We start from the raw sequence: 20,624 nt of genomic DNA, 5'->3' as shown, positions 1-20,624 counted from the left end.
CTTGGTTTATCTCCTATAAAAACTTCTACTCGATTCTTCTTGGTTTTCTTTTAAGACAGGAAGGGAAGACGTTCCAAGAAGAAAAGAATAAGAAAAATTCTTTTTGGATCAATCTAAGTTGGACCGAACGGTGCGGGCTATGTCGAATTCATTTGGAAACACTCTGCGAAGTTTGCGAAACTCACGGAAAAAAAGTCAGCTGGATCTTTCTTTGGATGCGGGAATTTCGAGTAAACACCTCAGTTTTTTAGAATCGGGGAGAGCCCTTCCGGGTCGGGAGATGGTTCGGAAATTAACGGAGGCACTTGAAATTTCCCATCCTTACAAGAATATATTGTTCCTTGCCGCCGGGTTTTCCTCGGATTTTGAATTTCCTAAAAACGAGGAATCAGAAACGGCGGATCCGATTTTGTTTAAACAGATCGGTGGAACCGCACCGATCTTAATAGTGAATTGGGAAAGCCGGGTCGTTAAGACGAATCCAGCTCTGAAACTTTTGATCTCAGCCTTGAAAGGTTTTGACTTTAGAGCCGAAGGTCTTTCCCTTACCGAGTTTTTGTTGAGCGATTTCGGACTCGGTCCTCATCTTTTGGATTCTCAAGCGCTTAGTCATAGAATTCTTACATGCAGCTATTTGGAGAATTTCGTAAGTCCCTATGAGAGCGCGGTAAAAACTCCCGATCCGGAATCGACTTGGTTTAATAATAGTAACAATGCTCCGATCTCGATTCGTTTAGAATATAATGGAATTATAATGTTTGAAGTTCTTCAGGCCGCGAGCGGACATCCTTTCGAAGTCAATACCCGTTCCCATAGAATTTATACTTGGGTTCCATCCGACCGTTTTACGGAAAACACGATGAGAGACTTGATTTCTAGCGATTCCGATTTTTCCGAATCAGCCGCATGTGAAAAGAGAAACCCACGTTAAGAAAATCTCGAAAATTTAACTCTTTCGTTTTCCGATCTTTGTAAGAATCCTTTGATTCAGAATCAAAAAAACGAAAAGAACTGAAACTTTGAAATCAATTACCTCCTGGTAATTGATTTCAGATTCTAAAACGGTTAGTATGAATCCGGAACAACGACGTCTAAATCGGGCCTTTCCTCTTATCATTCTTCAAGGATATGGATGTAAGAGGGGGAACCAGTGTCCTTAGCAAGATCCAAAGACGAAATATTTTAAATGGGAGTTATCTTTGAAGAAGTTTCTAAAATTCATCTATTCGATCGGCATCGGTCTTATCACCTATGTGCTTTTGGGTCATCTGCTCCATCGTTACGTGTTTCCGGAGCCCTCCGCGATCTCTGATGTTTATCCGATCGTCGGAGACACAATGGAGAATCGCTTTGCCAAAGAACGTTATATCGTCTTAAAGACGGAAAAGGAAACAAACGGAGCTTATGCGGAAGTCGAGTTATATCTCGAACCGGGTGGGGCCATTCCCGAGCCGCATATCCATCCTCATTACGACGAAACCTTTACGGTAAAACAAGGCATTTTGACTTTGATGATCGATGGAGTCGAAATCAAATTGGGACCGGGACAATCTCATACCGTGCCGAAAGGTTTTGTGCATCAGCCGTTCAATCGAGAGGGTAGAATATTTGTGGGAATCGTTCGGGTAAATCCTCCCGCTCTTTGGGCCTTATTCATTACCCAGTTTCACGGTTTTTTGACGGAAAAACAAAAGCCGAGGACGGATCTCGAATTCTTCTTACAAGCGATGTTGGTAACGGACTTCTATGGAGATACGTATTTGGCTTCTCCTCCGATTCCGGTGCAAAAAGTTTTGGCTTTTGTAGTCGCGCCTACGGCGCGTTTGTTGGGTTACCGAAGTTGGAAGAAAGAAAATGCACTGAAGTGGAGACAAAAAAAATAAATCCATTCTGATTCTTTTTTAACCGGAAGAATCAATCGTTTAAAAAATGATTTGCGGACGACCGGTCCGCTTCTTCTTTCGAACCCAAACAAACAAGAAGGCTTGATTTCCAAAGAAAGAATTGAAACCTCGCTTTTTAGTCATGCGATTTTGTACCTTGATTAGAATCAAAAGTTACCGAAGGATACAATTCGGAATTTTTATTTTTGTTTTTTCATTTTCTTGTTTTGAAAATAAAAAAGATCACCTTTGGGCTTCTCCTTCTCAAGAAGAACTTACTTTGGACGAAGCGGAAAAATTCTTCTCAAAACATCCCGATTATATATCCGACGGATTCGATTTTCCGGTCGGAGCGCCGAATGCAAAGGGTTATGTGGACAAACAACCTTTTGGAAAGAATTTTCATCTTGGTGAGGATTGGAACGCAGTCGGTAGAAACGACTATGGAGATCCTGTCTATTCAGTTTCCCACGGAGTTGTCAAGTTTGCCAGAGAAGAAGGGCCGGGTTGGGGGAATGTGATTCTTGTTACACATCGTCTTCCCGACGGAAGATGGATCAACTCTCTCTACGCTCATCTTTCTATGATGTCCGTGAAAAAAGGAGATCGGATTCGAAAGGGCGCGCGCATCGGAAAAATCGGAGACGCAAATCGTCGTTATGGACCCCATCTTCATTTCGAACTCCGCAACAATTTTTTTCTTCCCACAGGCGGCGGTTATGGAAGGGAGCAGAGCGGATATCTCAATCCTAAAGAATTCATTCGAGCTAATCGACGTTATTCAAAAGCTAAGGGGAAAGCATCTGCAAAGTTGAATTCCATACAATCCAATCCGAAGATTCCAAAAAAATCAAAACGTCCTCGGCCTGTGTTGATCCGTTGAACATATTATACCAAATGTTATAAAAAGCTCCTCTGAGACCTAAGATTTACGAACGTATTTCCAAATTCTTGGAAAAATCCTATTGACAGTATGCGCGTGAACAGTTTCCGTTTTGATCTGAAATATAGAAACAGGAACTCCATGAAGAATTTTCTGAAACTCGTAAGTTTTGCATTCGCCTTGCTCCTCCTTTTTGCAGGAAACGTGCAGGCCCAACCCAAAGATCCGAAGGATCCACCCGCAAAAGTGGATGACGTCGGTGTGGACGCCGCTCCTCGGGAGCCGAGAAAGGATCTTCCCTTTCCGATTTCGGAAATGAGACGTCTTTCGGTTCGAGACATCTCTAAAAAGAAAGAAGGTTGGTTTCCGACAGGGCTTCCTCTTTTGAATTCGGATCCGAACGTGGGTGTGGGTTACGGGGTTCGTATTTTTATGATCAACAACGGAAAAAAGACCGATCCGTTTTTTGAATATACTCCGTATCGTTTTAGAATGTTTGCTCAGTATTTTAATACTACAAAGAACAGACAATACCAGGATATCAGTTTCGACGCACCGTATATTTTTGATTCTCAGTGGAGAATGCGAGGAGATTTGATCTACGATACAAATCCGAACACTCTCTATTATGGGGTTGGGGAAAGATCCTTACAAACCCTTTCCTATCAGGAAAGAAATCAGCCCGGGGGAGAGGTTGTTCGTAACGCAACCTATCACAATCGGGAACAAAACATCTTCTTTACGAGACCCGGAGGCCCCGGAGATCCGGTGGACTATCAGGGAACCAACTTTTCGGGTTTACCGGTCAACGACGCGTTTCGTGTAACGGACAGGATGTACAATCGTTATGATATCCGTTCTCCTCAGGCGAACATGAGCGGGGAGCGCAACTTTTTGGGAGGTTTGGTTCGTATGGTCGCCGGTGTGAGAGTTTCTCAGAACATCGTCAAAACTTTCGACGGTCAATTCGTGAAAAGTACGGATCCGCTTACGGAAGGAACCCCTCTCAGTAATTCCGGAACAGCGCCTAACGCAAAAACCAAGGTGACCGAAGACGCCGAAGCTGGAAGAATTCTCGGTCTTCAAGGGGGGAATGTGAACTCCGTAAGAGTTGGTTTGGTTTTGGACACTCGCGATTTGGAGCCGGATCCGAACCGGGGAATCTTCTTGGAAGCCACCTATGAAAAAGTCGCCAAGGCTTTAGGATCCGATTTCCAATATTCCAAATATTTTACCCAGATGAAATTTTTCTACAGTCCTTTTCCGAAAGTTTTTGATAAACTAGTCATTGCCGGTCGAGGCGCTTTTGGAATGACGGACGGAGACGCTCCCTTTTTCGAATACAGAAACCTTTGGTCCACCGAAGGCGGGATCACCGGTCTCGGTGGACTTCGAACTCTGCGGGGTTATAAACAGGATCGTTTTACCGGTAGAGCGATGGGTTGGGGAAACATAGAAGTTCGCTGGAAATTTTTTGATTTCACTGTAGCGGGACAACACTTTGCGCTGAACCTGGTACCTTTTATGGACTTCGGTCGCGTTTGGGACGACGAACACAACGTCGGTTTAAAGGATTACAAGTATTCTCGAGGTTTAGGATTTAGAATCGCCTGGAATCAGAGTACGATCCTTATGTTGGACTACGCAGTTTCCAAAGAAGACAAACAAGTATTTATGAACTTTAACCATATATTCTGAGGAAATCATGAAAAAATATAAGAATATTCTAATACTCAGTATTGCACTTTCATTCTTTGCCAATTGTGAAGAAAAACTGGACGATACAACTCTGGGTTTTATCAACGAGGACGCGAATGTGCTTCTCGCGGGGATGTTATTTTTTAGTCCTTATGCGGCGGACCCCGCATCCGGAACGGTAACCAACTCGATGTCCGGACTCATGTGGAAAATCTGTTCTCAGGGGCAGGTGCTCAGAGTAGGCTCAAACGGCACCTATGACTGTGAAGGAATCAATAATAGTTCCACCGTGATCGGAAGATACGGAGCGACGTTGTTGCAGTATTGTTCTCTCAACTTGAACGATTGTAATACGATCTCACTTCCTCCCGTTCTGGTAGGACAAACTCCCGGATTTACCGGGACCAGTGAAGCGTTTACCTCCTGCAGCCAGGATCGTACGGGTGGATATTCGAATTGGAGACTTCCTTCTCTGATCGAATTGAAAGCTCTGACTTTATCCGGAAGTTTGAACTCACTTCTTGTTAAATTTCCAAACACGGTTGAGGATTTTTATTGGAGTTCTTGGGCGAACGAAAGCACCGTAGATACGGCTCGAGCCGTAAATTTTGCAACCTCTCGTTTCGGAGAAGAGACCTCTTTCTCAAAAACTAGCAGATACTTTGTTCGTTGTGTAAGGAATCTTCCTTAATCCTTCCGAAACTTCTTTCTCCCGAGCCGCATCGAAAGCTCGGGAGAAGTTTTCATTTCCATAAATCTTTAATGTGAGTAAATTCTCATATTCAGTTTGACAATCGAAAAGGGTTGGTTAGAAATTCGTAATCTTTTTGGTGTTATACGATGAAAACGAAAATCCTCCTTGCCATTTTGATCCTTTCCGCTCTAACCTTTTTTGGTTCCGAGGTTTTTTCACAGGAAAATTTTACCGGTTGTGAGAAACCGGAGGAAAGAAAGGATCTTCCCTTTCGAATCGATAGGGTCAAGCAGATGTGTAGGAAGGATTTGGAAAACAAAAAAGAAGGCTGGTATCCGACCGGTCTTCCTCTGATCAATTCGGATCCGAACGAAGGAATCGGCTACGGGGTTCGGGTTTACGGTTATAACAACGGAAAAAAGACGGATCCTTTTTTCGAATACACTCCTTATCGGCTTCGTTTTTTCGCTCAATATTTTAATACTACAAAGAACGCACAGTATCATCAACTGAGTTTGGATATGCCTTATATCGCAAATACTCAGTGGAGATTGCGCGCGGATGCACTCCTTACCATCACTCCTACGACGCTTTATTTCGGAGTTGGTGAATCGACGCTCAAACCTTTGAGTTATCAGGAAAGAAACCAGCCCGGAGCTCCGCAGGTAAACAACGCGCAGTATAACGCGCAAGAATCGACCTTTCTGTATCAAAGACCGGGTGGTCCCGGAGATCCGATTGAACTCGGAGGGCGGACGTATTCGGGAGTCCCTGCGGGTTCGGCCTTCAACGTGACGGATCGTATGTACAACCGTTATACGATTCAAACTCCGCAGTTGAATTTCAGTTCTGAACGTTCCTATTTTCACGGAACGGTCAGGCTCGTCGCCGGTTTTCGTTTTTCGAATAATATCGTGCATTCATATGACGGAAAATTCGTAAAAGCCGTGGATCCGATTTTTGAAGGAACTCCTCTGAGCAATTCGGGAGAAGTTCCGAATGCAAAGACAAAATTGACCGAAGACTCCGAAGCCGGAAAAATTTTAGGATATAACGGCGGTTATGTGAATACCGCAAAAGTCGGTCTTGTCTACGATACGAGGGATTTTGAACCGGACCCTAATTCCGGAGTGTTCTTAGAAGCGACGTATGAGAAAGCGACAAAGACTATCGGTTCTAACTTCGATTTTCAGAAATATTTCGGTCATGCAAAATTCTTCTATAGCCCTTTTCCAAAAACGTTTGAAAAACTCGTCTTGGCTTCCCGTTTCGGTTTCGGAGTTTCGGACGGAGACGTTCCGTTTTTTGAATATAGAAACCTATGGGGAACCGAAAATCCGGTCTCTGGTTTAGGAGGTCTGAGAACATTGCGCGGTTACAAACAGGATCGATTCGTGGGAAGAGCGATGGGATTTGGAACCGTAGAAGTCCGATGGAAGTTTTTCGATTTTTCGGCAGGAGGAGAATATTTCGCTCTGAACTTGGTTCCATTCTGGGATTTCGGTCGGGTTTGGAACGACGAACATAAGGCCGGGTTCAAGGACTACAAATATTCCCAAGGTCTGGGTTTACGGATCGCCTGGAATCAGGCGACGATCATCATGATCGACTACGCGGTCTCGAAAGAAGATAAACAGCTATTCGTAAACTTCAGTCACGTTTTTTAAGAATTCAAATCTTAGAATATACAAATTTTATGATGTTTCTTTCTTTGTGAGAATTCTGATTCTTTTTGTGTTCTTTTGTGGACAAAAAAACGACTTTTACAGATGACCCAATCTTCTTCTCCGTTTACTCTCAAAAATCCGTTTTCTTCTAAAAAAACGGGTGATCATTTTTTGGGGAACTTGGAACTTCTCAGAGGAGCTTAAACGGCTCTCTCGTTCCCATCAAAGACTCCCTTACGATGGATTTGCAAGCCGAAAGAAGTTTGGTTCCGATCCCGATCCGCTCCGAGAGTTTGCGTTTTATCTTGAAAACCTCGTTTGCAAAACTCGGGAGAAAAGCAGAGGCCGATTGGAGGAGTTCCCACAGGGATTTTTAAAAGAGGCCTCGGCTTAGTGACCGGCTGATCGCTACTTTTTTAGGAGTCGTTCTTCTATTGTCCTGAGGGTTAGGGACAAAACTTCCTACAAAATTCTCCATTTCCAATGGTGAAGCGATTCCCAAAAAAACACGTTTTGCTTCAATTTTTAAAGAGGAACCTTGTCGTTTCGAATTTCCGTATCGATACGCGATGGATTTCTATTTTCGGAGTAATCCGTGGTAAAATGCAAACCTCTACTTTCTTTTCGCGAAAGAGCAGAACGAATGATGAGTTCCGCTACGATCACTAAATTTCTAAGTTCTATCAGAGGATTTGTGATCACCGTCCGGTTGTAGTAGTCTTTTACTTCTTCGTAGATCAAGTCCATTCTTCTTTTGGCCCTTTCGAGTCGCAGATTGGAACGAACGATTCCCACATAGTTGCTCATCGTACTTTTGATTTCGTTTAAGTCGTGTGAGATCAAAACCCATTCTTCCGTGTTGACCATGCCTTCTTTGTTCCAGGAAGGAATCCGATCGTGAGAAGAAGTGAATTCCGGTTTTTGTTTTTGGATTCTTTTTGCGATCCGATTGGAGAACACGAGACATTCCAAAAGACTGTTGGATGCGAGGCGATTTCCTCCGTGAACTCCCGTACAAGCCGTTTCTCCCGCCGTCGAAAGATTGGCGATCGTGGTTTTTCCCTCCAAATCCGAGGCGACGCCTCCACAAAGAAAGTGAGCCACAGGAACGACCGGGATCAGATCGGTGGTGATATCGATTCCGAGTTCTTTACACTTTTCATAGATCGAAGGAAAGGATTCTCGGATTTCCGTGGAAGGAAGGTGGGTGATGTCCAACCAGACGTGTTCTTCTCCCCGTTTTTTCATCTCGGAGTCGATCGCGCGCGCGACTACGTCTCTTGGCGCCAGATCCGCCATTGGATGATAACGTTTCATAAACGGTTCTTTATCCAAGGAAAGAAGAATCCCGCCCTTTCCTCGAACGGCTTCCGAAATCAAAAAAGAATCTCCGTCTTCGTGATAGAGGGCGGTCGGATGGAACTGATAGAATTCCATATTCTTAATGAGCGCTCCGGCTCTGTAAGCGGATGCGACCCCGTCTCCGGTTGCGATCTTCGGATTGGTCGTATGCGAATAAACCTGTCCGGCGCCTCCGGTCGCAAGAATCGTTTCTTTCGCGAGAATCGGAAACACCTCTCCGCTTTGATTGGAAAGCACGTAGGCTCCGTAACAAACGAGTCCTTTTTGTTTTAGATGGTGGGGAGTGATCAGATCTACGAGAGTATGATATTCTAAAATTTGAATATTCGGATTTGATTTTACCACTTTTAGGAGTGTTTTTTCGATTTCCCTTCCGGTTCTGTCGTGCGCGTGTACGATCCGATTTTTACCGTGTCCGCCTTCCCGGGAAAGGTCGAACTTTCCGGATGCTTCCAGATTGAATGGGACGCCGTAGTTTAAGAGTTCTTTTACGAGAGGAGGGCCTTCTTCCACGAGGACTTGAACCGCCGCCGGGTCGCAGAGCCAGGCTCCCGCTTCCAGAGTGTCAGCGACGTGGTCCGAAAGTTTATCACCTTCTGCAAAGACGGAAGCGATTCCGCCCTGCGCGTAGTTTGTATTGGATTCGTAGTCCGATTTTTTGGTTACGATAATGACGGAGCCGAAGGGAGCCAGTTTCAGCGCGGCGAAAAGGCCTGTGATTCCGCTCCCTAGGACTAAAAAGTCCGTTTTGATACGGGGCATACTATTTCTTTTTTTGTGTGTTGATCAGCGCTTCTATATAATCCAAGGAGCGAATGAGTTGATAGTCGGGTTTGATCGGGTCATTTTTGTGTTCTGCGATAAACGACGCCGCCTTTCCATTCTTCTGAACCCAAGATTCCAGTTTTTTCACGTCAAACGTGCTTTTTTCTTCCGCAGCCGCCGGCAGTTCGGAAAGGTGATTCCACATATTCTCCTCTCTGAATCGGAACGGAAAGGATCCGTCTTCTTCGGAAGAAATGTCGATATCCGGTTTTACACCCACGACCTGAATCGTGTTTCCTGACGGAGAATAATACCGAGCCTGGGTAAGTTTGATCAGGTAGTCGTTTCCGAGAGGCATCAGTTTTTGAACGGTTGCCTTACCGAAAGTTCTTTCTCCTAAGATCAATCCTCTTCCGTGGTGTTTGATCGCGCTCGCAACGATCTCCGACGCAGAAGCAGACTTCGCGTTGATCAGAACGGCTAACGGTAAATTGGTGATATCCTTATTTTTTGCATAAGCGTCTTCGGGACTTCTGTTCGGGCTTTTTGTAGAAACGATCAAACCCTTTTCGATAAACATATCGGCGATGTCGATCGCAAGATCCAAATAACCGCCGGCGTTGCTTCGAAGATCTAAGATCACAGCCTTGAGTTTGGTTCCCTTTGCTTGGGCTTCCTTTTCGAGTTCCTTGTATTTATCCATCAACTCTCGGTCGACAGAAGGACCGTCTTCCGATTTTACGAAACCGGTGAGTTTGATATAACCGATATGCTCGTGTCCTTCTATGAGTTTGCTACTTAAGTTTTTGATTTCAATCGTGTCTCGTACGACTTCGATGTTCAGGGTTCCGGGAACTCCTTTTCTTTGGATCGTAAGCGCGACCTTGGAACCTTTTTTTCCTTTGATCTTTTCTACGACCTTATCCAGAAGAATTCCTTTGATCGATTTTCCGTCCACTGCAAGGATCACGTCCCCGGAGCGAATTCCTGCGTTGACGGCGGGTCTTCCTTCGAGAGGATTCTCCACCACAACTTCTCTGTTTCCTCCACCGGAAAGAATGGCTCCGATTCCTTCAAAACTTCCGTCTTGAATTTTTGCCATAGATTCTTCCCAAGCCGAACGAAGGAAGACGTTACTGTGGGGATCGAGAGAGGAAAGATATCCGTTCGCCGCGGCGAGAAGGACGTCGTTCATCGTAAACGGTTCTTTGGATTTTTCTTCTGCTTCTCCGAACGGATCTTTGAGAGGAGAATCCTTGTATTTGTCCAGATTGGTTTCGATGTAAGCTAGAATTCGATCAAAGTCTTTTTTGCTAAAACCGGTTTGTTCCCATTTTGCGGAAAGGACGTTCTTACGAACCTTTTCTCTTTCCACGAGTTTTTTGACTTCGTCGTCGCTGACCTTGGTTTTGTTTGCGTCTTCTTTGAGTTTACGATCTCTGATCTTCTCTACTTCTGCGTAGTCCGGATCAAAGAGAACGAAAGAATCATCGGTGGAAATCTTGAAAGTTTTCCCCGGAAACGTTTCGTCCTTTTCCTCATATTTCTCTCTTTCCTTGAAATAACTCTCAGGATAGAGATAGATGGAATGGGGAAGCGATAAGAGGGCGTAGATCGCGGCCTCTCGATAGGCTCGGTTTTTATCGATATTCTTATCGATGTAATACCGAGATACGGTGTTCACCACGTTATCAAAGTCTTTGAGGGTAAAGTCTGCCTTGACCGGGGACTTGCCGGATGTAGGCTCGCAGTACAGGATAAATATGGTCAAAAGAGTGGAAAGTAATAACGAAAGCGCGGCAGATCCTTTTTTCAAACTCGTGTCCCTCAGATTTCAGGAAATTTTCGGTTCATTCTCTATTCAAATCTCAAAGTGTCAATCCCTTTGGGGCGGAAGTTCAGTCTTCCTTCTCTTGATTTTACAATTCGCATTCTCTTGTTCGACGGTTTCTTTCCCCGGCTCGGGAAGATTCGCGCTCGAAATGATACAAGAACAGGCGATTTTAGAATTTTACGGAACCCCCGAAGAAAGAGAATCCGCGATCAAACTTTTAAAATCGAGCTGTCGTTCTCTAAGACCCGATCGAGCCCTTTCTTGTTACAATCTCTCCGTACTTTTTGCATCCACCAAAAATTATCCGGACGCTTTGGAATACGCACTTCGTGCGAGAAAGGCGGAGCCTGAGGACACACTCTATCGAGACCAGGTGTTTCAATCCGCGTATTATCTGGAGTTGGAACAAGGGGAAGCGCTTGCGATCGACGAAGTGGAAAAAAGATATTTCCGAGCGATCAAAAACTGCAAAGAGGGAAAGAAGAATGAAACCCTCGCGGATCTGATGGTTCTCGCCGAAATGAAAGAGATCGGAAAAGAATCTCTCAAAAAAGGAATTTTTTCGGAATGTGTGGGAGAATCGGCTTCCCTTCTCAATCTCAAACCGAATGCGGTGAGTTATACGAAAGAATATTATAAATTTCTGGAAAATTCCCATCCGTATAAGGAAGTCTGGGACGTGACCGGGGTGGTGCGAAAACAAACTCTGGAAAAGACGCAGAATCCGAACCAAGAAGTCACAAAGGTCTGGAAAGAATTTCGTCAATCCGTGAGATCGAAAAACAAACCCAAGGCGATCGAACAACTAAAAAAGTTCAAAACAACTTTGGAAACGATCTCACAAAAAAATCCGAATTCGAAATATCTCGCGCTTCATCTCAAAAAAGCGGCATTCTATCTAATCCAAGGAGATCCTACATTCGAAGGATTTCGAGAACTCACAAAAGAGCTCGAAGATACTCCTTGACGCTTTTTTCGATTCCAACTTCCAGAGCGTAGGAAATCAGGCGATGCCCGATCGAAACTTCCAGAAGACCGGGGAGTTTTGAAAAGAGGAAAAGATTGTTCTGATCCAGATCGTGTCCCGCGTTGATTCCCATCTTTTGCAAAAGAATTTCTTTTGCCGCGGGAACATACAACGTTTCAAAGGATTTTTTTCCTTCTTCGGGAGAACGATCGAAGGCTTCCGCAAAAGGACCTGTGTAAAATTCCACGCGGTCGGCTCCGGAAAGAGAGGCGAGTTTTAGATTCTCCAGATCGGTTTCCACAAAGAGGGCGGTGCGGATTCCTTCCTTTTTTAGAATTTTAGAATATTCTTGAATAGTATCCAAGTCCTTTTGAAAATCAAATCCGTGATCGGATGTGATTTCTCCCGGAGTCACGGGGACTAAGGTCGCCTGATCCGGTTTTGCCGCGAGGACCAATTCGATAAAACGGGAAGAAGGTTCTCCTTCGATATTGTATTCGATCGAGGTTTTGTTTTTTCGATTGTAGTCGGTGAGAAATTCCTTAAGGGAGAAGACGTCGTCTTTTCGGATATGTCTTTGGTCTTCCCGGGGATGGACCGTGATTCCCTCCGCTCCCGCTTTGAGAATCAATTCTGCAAAATGGATGAGATCGGGAATATTTCCACCTCGGGAATTTCGCAGAGTCGCGATTTTATTGATATTTACGCTCAGCTTGGTTTTCAACGGATTCTCCTAAAAGAAAGGGGCTCTTTTGCTAAAAAGTGGATTCGGTTTCATTCTGGGAATTGAAAAAAAACCGAGTTTCAGAGGATTCTTTCCTTGCATTTCTCCTACAAATCGGTTAGGGTTGCGCCCCGTCCGAGTTGGCAGATTCTTGCCCGCCAATGAAGAATAAGAAGGAAAGGGAAATACTTTCGAGAGACGTTTTGAGGAGTTCCTACAGGAAGACTTTTGCTTGCAAAATTACGATTTTGTGATAGAGGAAAGTCCTCCGAAACTTCCACCACCCACCCCTCCACCCAAAGTCAGGGTGGGGCGCGCGAAGTTTCACGATGAGTCGTACCTCCGACGGTTTCCTCTTGAGAATGGAGCGATTTGTGGACAAAGAAGATTTCTCTCTTGGACGGAGAATAATAATATTTCTGCTTGAACGTGAATACCTCTCGCAGAGCATGGTCAATTCCGATGGCAACCAGTAAGAAGACTACTTCCAAAAAAACTGTCTCGGCCGCGGCTAAAAAAAAGGCACCGGCTAAGAAAGCCGCGCCCAAAAAAGCTTCTGCTTCGACAAAGAAGAAAGAAGAAATTATCAAAAAGGCTCTTTCGAGTCCGGCGTCCAAAGCCGCAGGAACTAAAAAGGCCTCGGGGTCCAAGGGCGTAGCTCTCAATCCCCTTGGAAAAAAATGGACCTGCCATACTTGTTCCACGAAATTTTACGATCTCAATAAAGAAGAAAAGATCTGTCCTAAATGTGGGGCCGATCAAAACAAACGTCCGGTAACCCGTACTCGAACTGTTCGTCCGAGAGTGGTCGAAGAGGAAGAAATCATCGACGACGATGCAATCGCCGAAGACGAGGATTTGGAATTCGTCGAAGAACCTCTCGAAGAGGCTTTGGAAGAAGAGGAAGAGGCGGAAGAAACCGAAGAGTAATCTTTCTTTCTTGTCTCATCCGATTCTCATTCTGGCCGCTCCCACGGGAGCGGGCAAAACTTCTCTCATCACGGAACTCGATCCGGAAAGGTTCGAAATTCTTTCCTTTGATTCCAGGCAAATTTACCGCGAGATGCCGATCGGCACCGCGGCCCCTACAAAAGAACAGCAATCTATAATTCGCCACCACCTCGTCGAAGTCCTTTCTCCTTCCGAGAACGTCGACGCCGGTCTTTACAATCGCCTCGCGGACGAAGCCTTACGCAAAGTCTTAAATCAAAACAAAATCCCGGTTTTTACGGCGGGAACCGGATTCTATCTAAAAGCGTTTTTGTTTGGAATGTTTGCCGTTCCCGAAATCTCCGAAGAAGTGAGAAACAAAGTTCTTTCGATGAGTCCGGAACAAAAGAGAAATCGTCTGCAAGAATTGGATCCGGATTCTTTGGAAAAAATTTTTCCCGGTGATGACTATCGTCTGGGTCGCGCTCTTGAGGTAAATCTGATGGGAGAACGTTGGTCTGCATTGAAAATCGATCTCCAAACTTCTGCGATTCAAAAATACAATTTGAACATTCGTTTGGGCGTCTTTCTCGATCTGGATCGGAAAGAACTTTATGATCGGATCAACGTTCGCGCCAAAGAAATCATCGATCAAGGAATGGCCGATGAGGCTTGGAAGATTCAAGAACTCTACGGATCGAATTGTCCCGGACTCAAATCCCTTGGCTATAATTTTGCACTTGAAAATAAAAAAGGAAACTCCAATCTAGAGACATTCCTTATGGATTTGAGCCAATCTCATAGGAATTATGCCAAACGACAGATCACCTGGTTTCGAAAGGAAACATATCTCAAACCAATGGGTCGGACTGAGGCGCTGGAAACAATAAAACATATAAAGTAACGGAAACAAAAAAAGATGTCTGCTAAAAACAACATACAAGACCAACTCTTAAACACTGCCCGGAAGGATAAATTGGATCTTACCATTTATCTATTAAACGGGGTTCCCTTGAAAGGTAAGGTAGTCAGCTTTGATAATTTTACGATCGTTCTGGAGCAGGAAAATAAACAGAGTCTTGTTTATAAACACGCGATCTCGACGATCATTCCCGCAAAGATCATCAAGCTCTACACCGAGGAAACCAAAGACGCAGCCCAAGGATAATGCGATTTTGGATGAAACTGTTCTGGATTCTCATTCCGGGACTATTTGCAACTCTTCTCTATTTTTGTCTGATCCCCCTCAAAGAGGGGGATGCGCTTCTCGTTGTCGACGGTTCCGAGGAAATCTTAGAATATACGGGCGGACCGGGATACGTCTTTGAATGGAAGGCGATTCTTCCCTGGAAATTTCAGGTCCTTCGTTTTCCAATTTCTTCCAGGGTAGCGAATGCAAATCTAAGCGTGGATCTTTCTTCGGGGCTTTTCCCCGAATCTTCCTCCGAAGGAAAGATCAAGATCAAACTCGAAGTCAAATATTCCCTCGATTCTCAACGCGCGCCCGAGTTTTTGGAAACCGCCGGGATTCAAGACGAAAAGATAAGCAACTATATTAGTAAATTATTACATTCTATTCTTCGCAAGAAGATCGAAGAATCTCTAAACAATCCCGCTCTTCTCAAAAACAATCTCGAAAATTATACCCGAAACAATCTGGCCGTCGATCTCCTTGGGGAAGAAAAGACGATCAAAACTCTGAGTCTAAGAATTCTGGATCTACACGTTCCGGACGCCGCTCTGATCAACGGAATTTATCGAAATCAAAATCTTCTCTTACAAAGAAAACTTGAGCTCGTAGCGGCGCTCGGAAAAGCAGAAGCTCTCAAGATCGAAGAGGACGCCAAAACAAGCGCGCTCCTAAAACGTCTGGAAAAAACGAAAGACTTCGTAACGAAAAATCCGGACATGAAAGAATTCGTTCTCTATGAAACCTTATCCGATCACGTGGAAGTGATTCTTCTTCCGTCGGAAATGATCTTGGGAGAAATCCCGACTTCTAAAAAGAAAAAGAACGGCGCAGTAAAAAGACCCAAAGAGGTAGAATGAAACAGGACAAACCCGTAGTATTGATTATGGCCGGAGGCAAAGGAGAACGTTTTTGGCCGCGTTCCAGAGTTTCCACACCGAAACAATTACAGAAAGTTTATTCCAACAAAACTCTTCTCAAGGAAACCTTGGAAAGAGCGCTTACGATCACGACGATCGATCGCATTTATATCGGAACCAACGCGAGTCTCAAAAAATCCATCCTCGCACAGGAAAAAAACTTTCCTGAAAAGAATTTCATCATAGAACCCGAAGGCAAAAACACCGCTCCCATCATCGCACTTGCGTCTCTTTATTTCAAAGAACAATACGGAGACCCGATTCAGGTCGTCTTGTCCGCGGACGCATGGATCAATCCGGTAAAGGAATTTACGAAGACGATCAACAAAGCTCTCGAACAGGCGGAGAATCATCTGGTTCTTCTCGGAATCAAACCGAATCGTCCCGAAGTCGGATACGGTTATATTGAAGCCGGAAAATCGACTGACGGTTGTTTTGCGGTAAAATCTTTTTACGAAAAACCGGACGTCAAAACCGCGCTCAAGTATATCAAAAAGAAGAATTTTTATTGGAACCCGGGAATCTTTCTCTGGAAGACTTCCACTATATTAGAAGAATTTAAAGCACATTCTCCGAAAATTCTCGGACCTCTCGAAGAAAGATTTCCGTTTAAAAAGGCGGGCGAGTTGGGCGCGGCGTTCAAAATTCTTCCTTCGGATCCGGTCGATATCGCGATCATGGAAAAGAGTTCCCGCATTCGTATGGTGGAAGCGAGTTTTGGTTGGGATGACGTGGGCTCCTGGACTTCTCTGGAAAGAGTGATGCCCGGAGATTCTTCCGAAAACAGACACATGGGGAATGCGATTCTATTTCATAAGTCTTCCGGAAACATCACTCAAACTAGAAAAGAATTTACAGCACTTCTCGGAGTTCAAGATCTGATCGTGGTCGAAGAGGAAGACGTTCTCTTTATCAGTACCAAAACGGGAGTAGGCGACATCAAAAACCTCGTCGCGGAACTCCGTAAAAATAAAACTTTACAAAAGTACACAGAATAGTTTTCTGACATGAGGAAATCTAAGGAGTTCTGAATGCCTTCAGGTAAGAAAAGAAAGCGCAGAAAGATCGCGACTCATAAAAGAAAGAAAAAGAGAAGAGCGAACAGACATAAGAAGAAAAAGTAATCCGTAGATCCTCCTTCCTTCTCCGGGAATTCCCGGAATCAAGCTAGAGACATCATAGGACTGTTAAGCCCATTTCCGAATCGACCGATATACTCGGTATGGGCTCATTTCAGGATTATTCAATTTTTCGCAGGTGGTGGAAGAAAGAGTCTCCTCCTGCGAGAGGTTACACAAAATCTTATTCCGCCACAACCCCCACGGGCGACATTCTTCAGGCGGATCTCAATTTTCACGAAAAGAAAGTTCGCATTACCCTCGAAATCGCGGGTGAGAACGGACGTATCTACATCGCCACCATCAAAGACGGAACCGTACTCCAGGAGAAAGATCTTTCGAGCGGGAGAATGGTTCCTATCTATTCGAAGCTTGCTCCGTTTCAGGAAATATTCTCCTGTTTACCGGACCCAGATCTTCTTTCCACTCTCGGTGGACAATACGGAATTTCAAAATCACCGCTCGGTCAAACCGAAACAAACATTCCCCGACCTTGGGAAACTTCGACTCGTTACGATCATATCTTCGGGATCCATCATCAGAAAACATTTTGGCAAAGAATTTTTTCAAGAGAGCGCGAATACAAAGAACCTTGGATCGTTCGTGTTAAGAAAAGATTTTGGAGCGAATTTCAAGACCTTCTTCTCGGAGCTTGTTCGGCGCTCGGGATTTATTATGCCTACACCGATTTCTATCTCTTGGGTTTTTCTCTCGCCGTTTTCGGTTTGCTTTTTGGCGGATTAGACTGGATGCTGAGAAAAAGAAATCCGCTCTTCGTAAAAGTCCTCTTGTTCATGAGTCTGGGATCTTACTTTTACTACGTCGGATATACCCGGTATTGAGGTAAATCATGTCATCCGAAATCGACCACCAGTACATTCTATTCAGTTTGGGGGACGAGGAATACGCGATTCCCATTTCCTTGGTAGACGAGATCATCAAGATCGATAATTTAATCCGAATTCCCAAAGCGAAAGCGTACTTCGCCGGTATCATGGACATTCGAGGAAAGGTCGTAAAGATGGTGGATCTCGCGGTAAAGCTTACCGTACCGAGAGAAGGGGATCTTTCTTACGATCGAGCCATCGTGGTCAAGGTCGGAGGTCATTCGGTGGGAATTATCGTAGACAAGGTGTCTAACGTGGTTCTTTTTCCGCCGGAGTCCATCAATCCTCCACCTCCTTCCGTAAAAGGAATTTCGGGAAGATACATCACCGGGATCGGCAAAAAAGACGATCGATTTATCATCATCATAGACGTGGAAAAGATTTTGGGATCGGAAGAATTGGCCGAATTAGGAAGCAATGTCGGATGAACAAACGCAGTTTCGAAATCGGCAACGTTTCTTTGTGGAACGCTCCGCCTTTTCCCTAAGAAAATTTTTACTAATCATCGGCCTCGTTTTCTTCGGGGGGGCTTCCCTTTTTTCGGACGAACAGGACAGAAGATACGATTCTAAAAATCTATACGATCCTCCCTCGGTAAAAATCACAGAGCAAGACCTCAAGAACGTAAGAGAGGCGCTCGCCGATCCTACCAAAGATCCCATTTCCGAAATCCAAAAAGTTCTCAACAACTATTACAGTCAATTTATCGATTCGAGAAGGATCGAAGAGGAAAAACGTCTCGGAAAAATTTTCGATGAAAACACAAATCGAAATACGATCCGACTTTTGGTTCTGAACATGTTCTCTAAACTTTCCCCTTCCGGAATGATGAGGGATTCTCCTATATTATACGAATTGCATCTACTTCTCTCGAAAGTTTACAACGAAAAAAAACAGAACGCGAAGGCGATCGAAGCCGCGCTTACAGCGATTCGTTATAGGGATTTCAGTCATACCGAAGAAGAATTCTTAGACGAACGTAGATTAGTCGAAATCTTCGATCCCGCCGAAAAACAAACCGCAGCGTCTCACAGACAGGCGCTGGAGAATTTAGAAAAGGCCAGAAAACAAAACAGGGAAACAAAAGATTTCTTTCATCTCGTGGAATCGAACGTCATACGTGGAAGGGAAACGAGGACAACCGAACGAAATCCGGACGGATCGACTTCCGAAAGAACTCTTTTCGCAAAAGATCTTCCCGCTCTAAAAGAGAGAATCACAGCCGCGGATAAAGATTTAAAAACAAAGGAAAAAGAATATTCCGATTCTAAGTCGTCTGGGTACGAAAACTTCCGAAAGAAAAAATCCAAAGAAGACGCGGCCACCGTCTATTATCTCGCCAATCTGATCAAACAAGCGGAGAACGAAAACAAGGAAAGACTCAAAGTGGTGAACAATCTTTCCGTGAGCGGAACCGGGATTTTTGTATTATTCGATTACAAGCGAAACACCGATTTTTTTGCGACCGCGGCTCTCTGGGAACTCGTTACAAAACTCGATCCGGAAGCTAAGGACGCATTCTTAGATCTTGCAAAAGAACTCAAGGCCTCGGGTAAAAAAGCAAAGTCGATCGATTTTTTTCAAAAGTATCTCGAACTCGCTCGCAAAGAAAAAATTGAAGAATCCAAACTCGCCCCGGTTTATATTTCGATCGCGTCTCTTTACACCGAGCTCAAACAGAACGTCCTCGCTTCTTCCTACTACGAACTCTACTACAAAGCGGAAACCGATTCCAAAAAGAGAATCGCATTCGCTTACGAGCTCGGATCCTTTTTTGAAAATCGGACGGGCGATCTGGAAAGGGCCGCTCTTTATTATGGAATCTGGTTGAAAGAACGTCCGAATCCTGAAAATTCCAATCTTCCTTTTGCGGACGTTTGCGAGTTGTATCGTCAGGAATTTCTCGCACAATACGGGATTTCCAAATTCTACGCGTATCAGAGAAAACCTCGAGAGGAGAAAACATTTCTCACCGGTTCCGTAAAATCTTACGAAAAACTCAAAGATATTTTCAAGAATGAAGAATCTAAGAATGCGGTTCTAAAAAAGGAAACCCTCGCGATCAAGAAGAGTCTTTTGGAAAAGACTGACGATTCTACGATGGCGCAGTATCGTCTAAAAGATTTGGATTTTCAGGAATCCACGAGCCGTCTTGGTGTGGTGAAAACCAAACTCCATTCTACACCCGTAACCCTGGCGATGAAGAAGTGGTCCGTTCTTTTGGAAGAGGAAAAGGATTTTATTTCTGCGAGGAAACTCTATGAGGATATCGTTAGAATCGGAAACTCCGTCGAGGTCAATCTTTCCCTAAAAAACATCGATCGGATCAATAAAATTCTGGAAGACGGGATCAAAAGAGAACCTCTTTAGATTACTTCATCGCTTTTTCGATATCGTCATCGGATTGCGAAGAAGCTTCTTCGCTGAAAGAACCCTTCGGAGTTCTTACCAAAAATTCCACCTCGTCGATCACGTCTCCTTCATACGCGACTTTCAAAAGATACTTTCCGGGTGTCAGCCCTTGGAACGATCCTTCGATCGTTTTTGAAATCGGATTCGGTCTTTTGCGAAGAACGTCGAGTTCGTTGTATCCCAATTGAAATCGACTTAAACTCACATAGGTTTCAGCGGTTTCCGGAACGGCTCTGGAGAATCGATAGATGTAGTGAATAGTTTTATCGTCCGGGAAAATCAGATTCTCCCTCGTGATCGTGTATTCTCCCACGGTCATAATTTTCTTTTCGAGGACGTTGAACTTTTCTTCGTCTAACACTGCCCATCCAAAATCTCCGGTGGGTTTAAAACACGAAGTCGAAACGAGAAGGGCGAAAAGAAGACCAAAAATTCTTAAATACAAAGGGGAGAATTTCATTTTTCGTTGAGGGAAGCGGAGTCGATCACTCTTGCCTTTTCGGAAATATCTTTTTCGCGGGGAGGTTGGGAAGAAGGGGGAACGTTCGTATAAAACGTCTTCCATTGTGTGGAAGAGGAATTCTCTTTCGGGTTTGTAAAAAAGCGCGAAAGAAAACGATACACCAGATAGGTCATCAGAATGAAAAGAATCAGTTTCATATTTCTACTTCTACTATGACCCGGCGTTTGT

19 protein-coding genes and 1 pseudogene are annotated in these 20,624 nt (G+C 44.4%); 15 read left to right on the top strand and 5 right to left on the bottom strand.

Annotated elements, in window-relative coordinates; all coding sequences use genetic code 11:
- Positions 1–139: 139 nt before the first annotated feature.
- The 6 genes and pseudogenes from JWG45_RS09480 (at position 140) to omp85 (JWG45_RS09455) (ending at position 6,825) form a co-directional block, all read left to right on the top strand.
- Complete coding sequence (locus JWG45_RS09480) at positions 140–931, top strand: helix-turn-helix domain-containing protein (RefSeq protein ID WP_205279510.1); 792 nt, start codon at positions 140–142, stop codon at positions 929–931.
- A gap of 268 nt (positions 932–1,199) precedes the next feature.
- On the top strand, positions 1,200–1,883 hold the full coding sequence (locus JWG45_RS09475) for a cupin domain-containing protein (RefSeq protein ID WP_232380608.1): 684 nt from the start codon (positions 1,200–1,202) through the stop codon (positions 1,881–1,883).
- 202 nt (positions 1,884–2,085) lie between these two features.
- Positions 2,086–2,661: pseudogene (locus tag JWG45_RS09470) on the top strand (M23 family metallopeptidase); the annotation flags it as partial.
- Between the two features lie 246 nt (positions 2,662–2,907).
- A complete protein-coding gene (gene omp85, locus JWG45_RS09465; protein WP_205279509.1) occupies positions 2,908–4,464 on the top strand; it encodes an Omp85 family outer membrane protein in 1,557 nt (518 codons plus the stop codon).
- A 7-nt stretch (positions 4,465–4,471) separates the two neighbouring features.
- The gene (lsa25, locus tag JWG45_RS09460) at positions 4,472–5,155 is read left to right on the top strand and encodes a surface adhesin Lsa25 (RefSeq protein WP_205279508.1); all 684 of its coding nucleotides are present in this window, start codon (positions 4,472–4,474) and stop codon (positions 5,153–5,155) included.
- A gap of 149 nt (positions 5,156–5,304) precedes the next feature.
- A complete protein-coding gene (gene omp85, locus JWG45_RS09455; RefSeq protein ID WP_205279507.1) occupies positions 5,305–6,825 on the top strand; it encodes an Omp85 family outer membrane protein in 1,521 nt (506 codons plus the stop codon).
- Between the two features lie 525 nt (positions 6,826–7,350).
- Here omp85 (JWG45_RS09455) and nadB read toward each other — a convergent pair.
- The gene (gene nadB / locus JWG45_RS09450) at positions 7,351–8,949 is read right to left on the bottom strand and encodes an L-aspartate oxidase (RefSeq protein ID WP_205279506.1); all 1,599 of its coding nucleotides are present in this window, start codon (positions 8,947–8,949) and stop codon (positions 7,351–7,353) included.
- Position 8,950: 1 nt separating this feature from the next.
- Positions 8,951–10,768 carry a S41 family peptidase gene (locus JWG45_RS09445; protein ID WP_205279505.1) on the bottom strand — a complete coding sequence of 606 codons (1,818 nt, stop codon included), beginning with the start codon at positions 10,766–10,768 and terminating at the stop codon, positions 8,951–8,953.
- Here JWG45_RS09445 and JWG45_RS09440 point away from each other — a divergent pair.
- The gene (locus tag JWG45_RS09440; RefSeq protein ID WP_205279504.1) at positions 10,716–11,753 is read left to right on the top strand and encodes a hypothetical protein; all 1,038 of its coding nucleotides are present in this window, start codon (positions 10,716–10,718) and stop codon (positions 11,751–11,753) included. The genes JWG45_RS09445 and JWG45_RS09440 overlap by 53 nt on opposite strands.
- Here JWG45_RS09440 and JWG45_RS09435 read toward each other — a convergent pair.
- A complete protein-coding gene (locus JWG45_RS09435) occupies positions 11,725–12,477 on the bottom strand; it encodes a pyridoxine 5'-phosphate synthase (RefSeq protein ID WP_205279503.1) in 753 nt (250 codons plus the stop codon). The genes JWG45_RS09440 and JWG45_RS09435 overlap by 29 nt on opposite strands.
- 462 nt (positions 12,478–12,939) lie before the next feature.
- Between JWG45_RS09435 and JWG45_RS09430 the strand changes: the two genes are divergently transcribed.
- The 8 genes from JWG45_RS09430 to JWG45_RS09395 all read left to right on the top strand — a co-directional run bounded on the left by JWG45_RS09430 (position 12,940) and on the right by JWG45_RS09395 (position 19,891).
- Positions 12,940–13,407 carry a TIGR02300 family protein gene (locus JWG45_RS09430; protein WP_205279502.1) on the top strand — a complete coding sequence of 156 codons (468 nt, stop codon included), beginning with the start codon at positions 12,940–12,942 and terminating at the stop codon, positions 13,405–13,407.
- Positions 13,408–13,417: 10 nt separating this feature from the next.
- Positions 13,418–14,311, top strand: coding sequence for a tRNA (adenosine(37)-N6)-dimethylallyltransferase MiaA (miaA, locus tag JWG45_RS09425; RefSeq protein ID WP_205279501.1), 894 nt, complete (start codon positions 13,418–13,420; stop codon positions 14,309–14,311).
- 15 nt (positions 14,312–14,326) lie between these two features.
- Positions 14,327–14,575, top strand: a complete 249-nt coding sequence (gene hfq / locus JWG45_RS09420; protein WP_003009702.1) for an RNA chaperone Hfq — start codon at positions 14,327–14,329, stop codon at positions 14,573–14,575.
- On the top strand, positions 14,575–15,456 hold the full coding sequence (locus JWG45_RS09415) for a hypothetical protein (protein WP_205279500.1): 882 nt from the start codon (positions 14,575–14,577) through the stop codon (positions 15,454–15,456). The genes hfq and JWG45_RS09415 overlap by 1 nt, the downstream gene beginning before the upstream one ends.
- Entirely contained in the window at positions 15,453–16,514 is a 1,062-nt protein-coding gene (locus JWG45_RS09410) for a mannose-1-phosphate guanylyltransferase (protein ID WP_205279499.1), read from the top strand. Before JWG45_RS09415 ends, JWG45_RS09410 begins: the two co-directional genes overlap by 4 nt.
- Positions 16,515–16,738: 224 nt before the next feature.
- Positions 16,739–17,476 (top strand): hypothetical protein, encoded by a 738-nt coding sequence (locus JWG45_RS09405; RefSeq protein WP_205279498.1) that lies wholly within the window; start codon positions 16,739–16,741, stop codon positions 17,474–17,476.
- An 8-nt stretch (positions 17,477–17,484) separates the two neighbouring features.
- Entirely contained in the window at positions 17,485–17,949 is a 465-nt protein-coding gene (locus JWG45_RS09400; RefSeq protein WP_205279497.1) for a chemotaxis protein CheW, read from the top strand.
- Positions 17,939–19,891 (top strand): hypothetical protein, encoded by a 1,953-nt coding sequence (locus tag JWG45_RS09395; protein WP_205279496.1) that lies wholly within the window; start codon positions 17,939–17,941, stop codon positions 19,889–19,891. Before JWG45_RS09400 ends, JWG45_RS09395 begins: the two co-directional genes overlap by 11 nt.
- A gap of 1 nt (position 19,892) precedes the next feature.
- Here JWG45_RS09395 and JWG45_RS09390 read toward each other — a convergent pair whose 3' ends face one another.
- Together JWG45_RS09390 and JWG45_RS09385 are read right to left on the bottom strand one after the other, a co-directional pair.
- On the bottom strand, positions 19,893–20,393 hold the full coding sequence (locus tag JWG45_RS09390; protein ID WP_205279495.1) for an LIC_12238 family plasminogen-binding lipoprotein: 501 nt from the start codon (positions 20,391–20,393) through the stop codon (positions 19,893–19,895).
- Positions 20,390–20,593 (bottom strand): hypothetical protein, encoded by a 204-nt coding sequence (locus JWG45_RS09385; protein ID WP_205279494.1) that lies wholly within the window; start codon positions 20,591–20,593, stop codon positions 20,390–20,392. Before JWG45_RS09385 ends, JWG45_RS09390 begins: the two co-directional genes overlap by 4 nt.
- Between the last annotated feature and the right edge of the window lie 31 nt (positions 20,594–20,624).

The organism is Leptospira ainlahdjerensis, assembly GCF_016919175.1.
GTDB lineage: Bacteria > Spirochaetota > Leptospiria > Leptospirales > Leptospiraceae > Leptospira > Leptospira ainlahdjerensis.
Note: the sequence above shows the minus strand (reverse complement) of the source record. Positions and strands in the feature narration are given on the sequence as shown.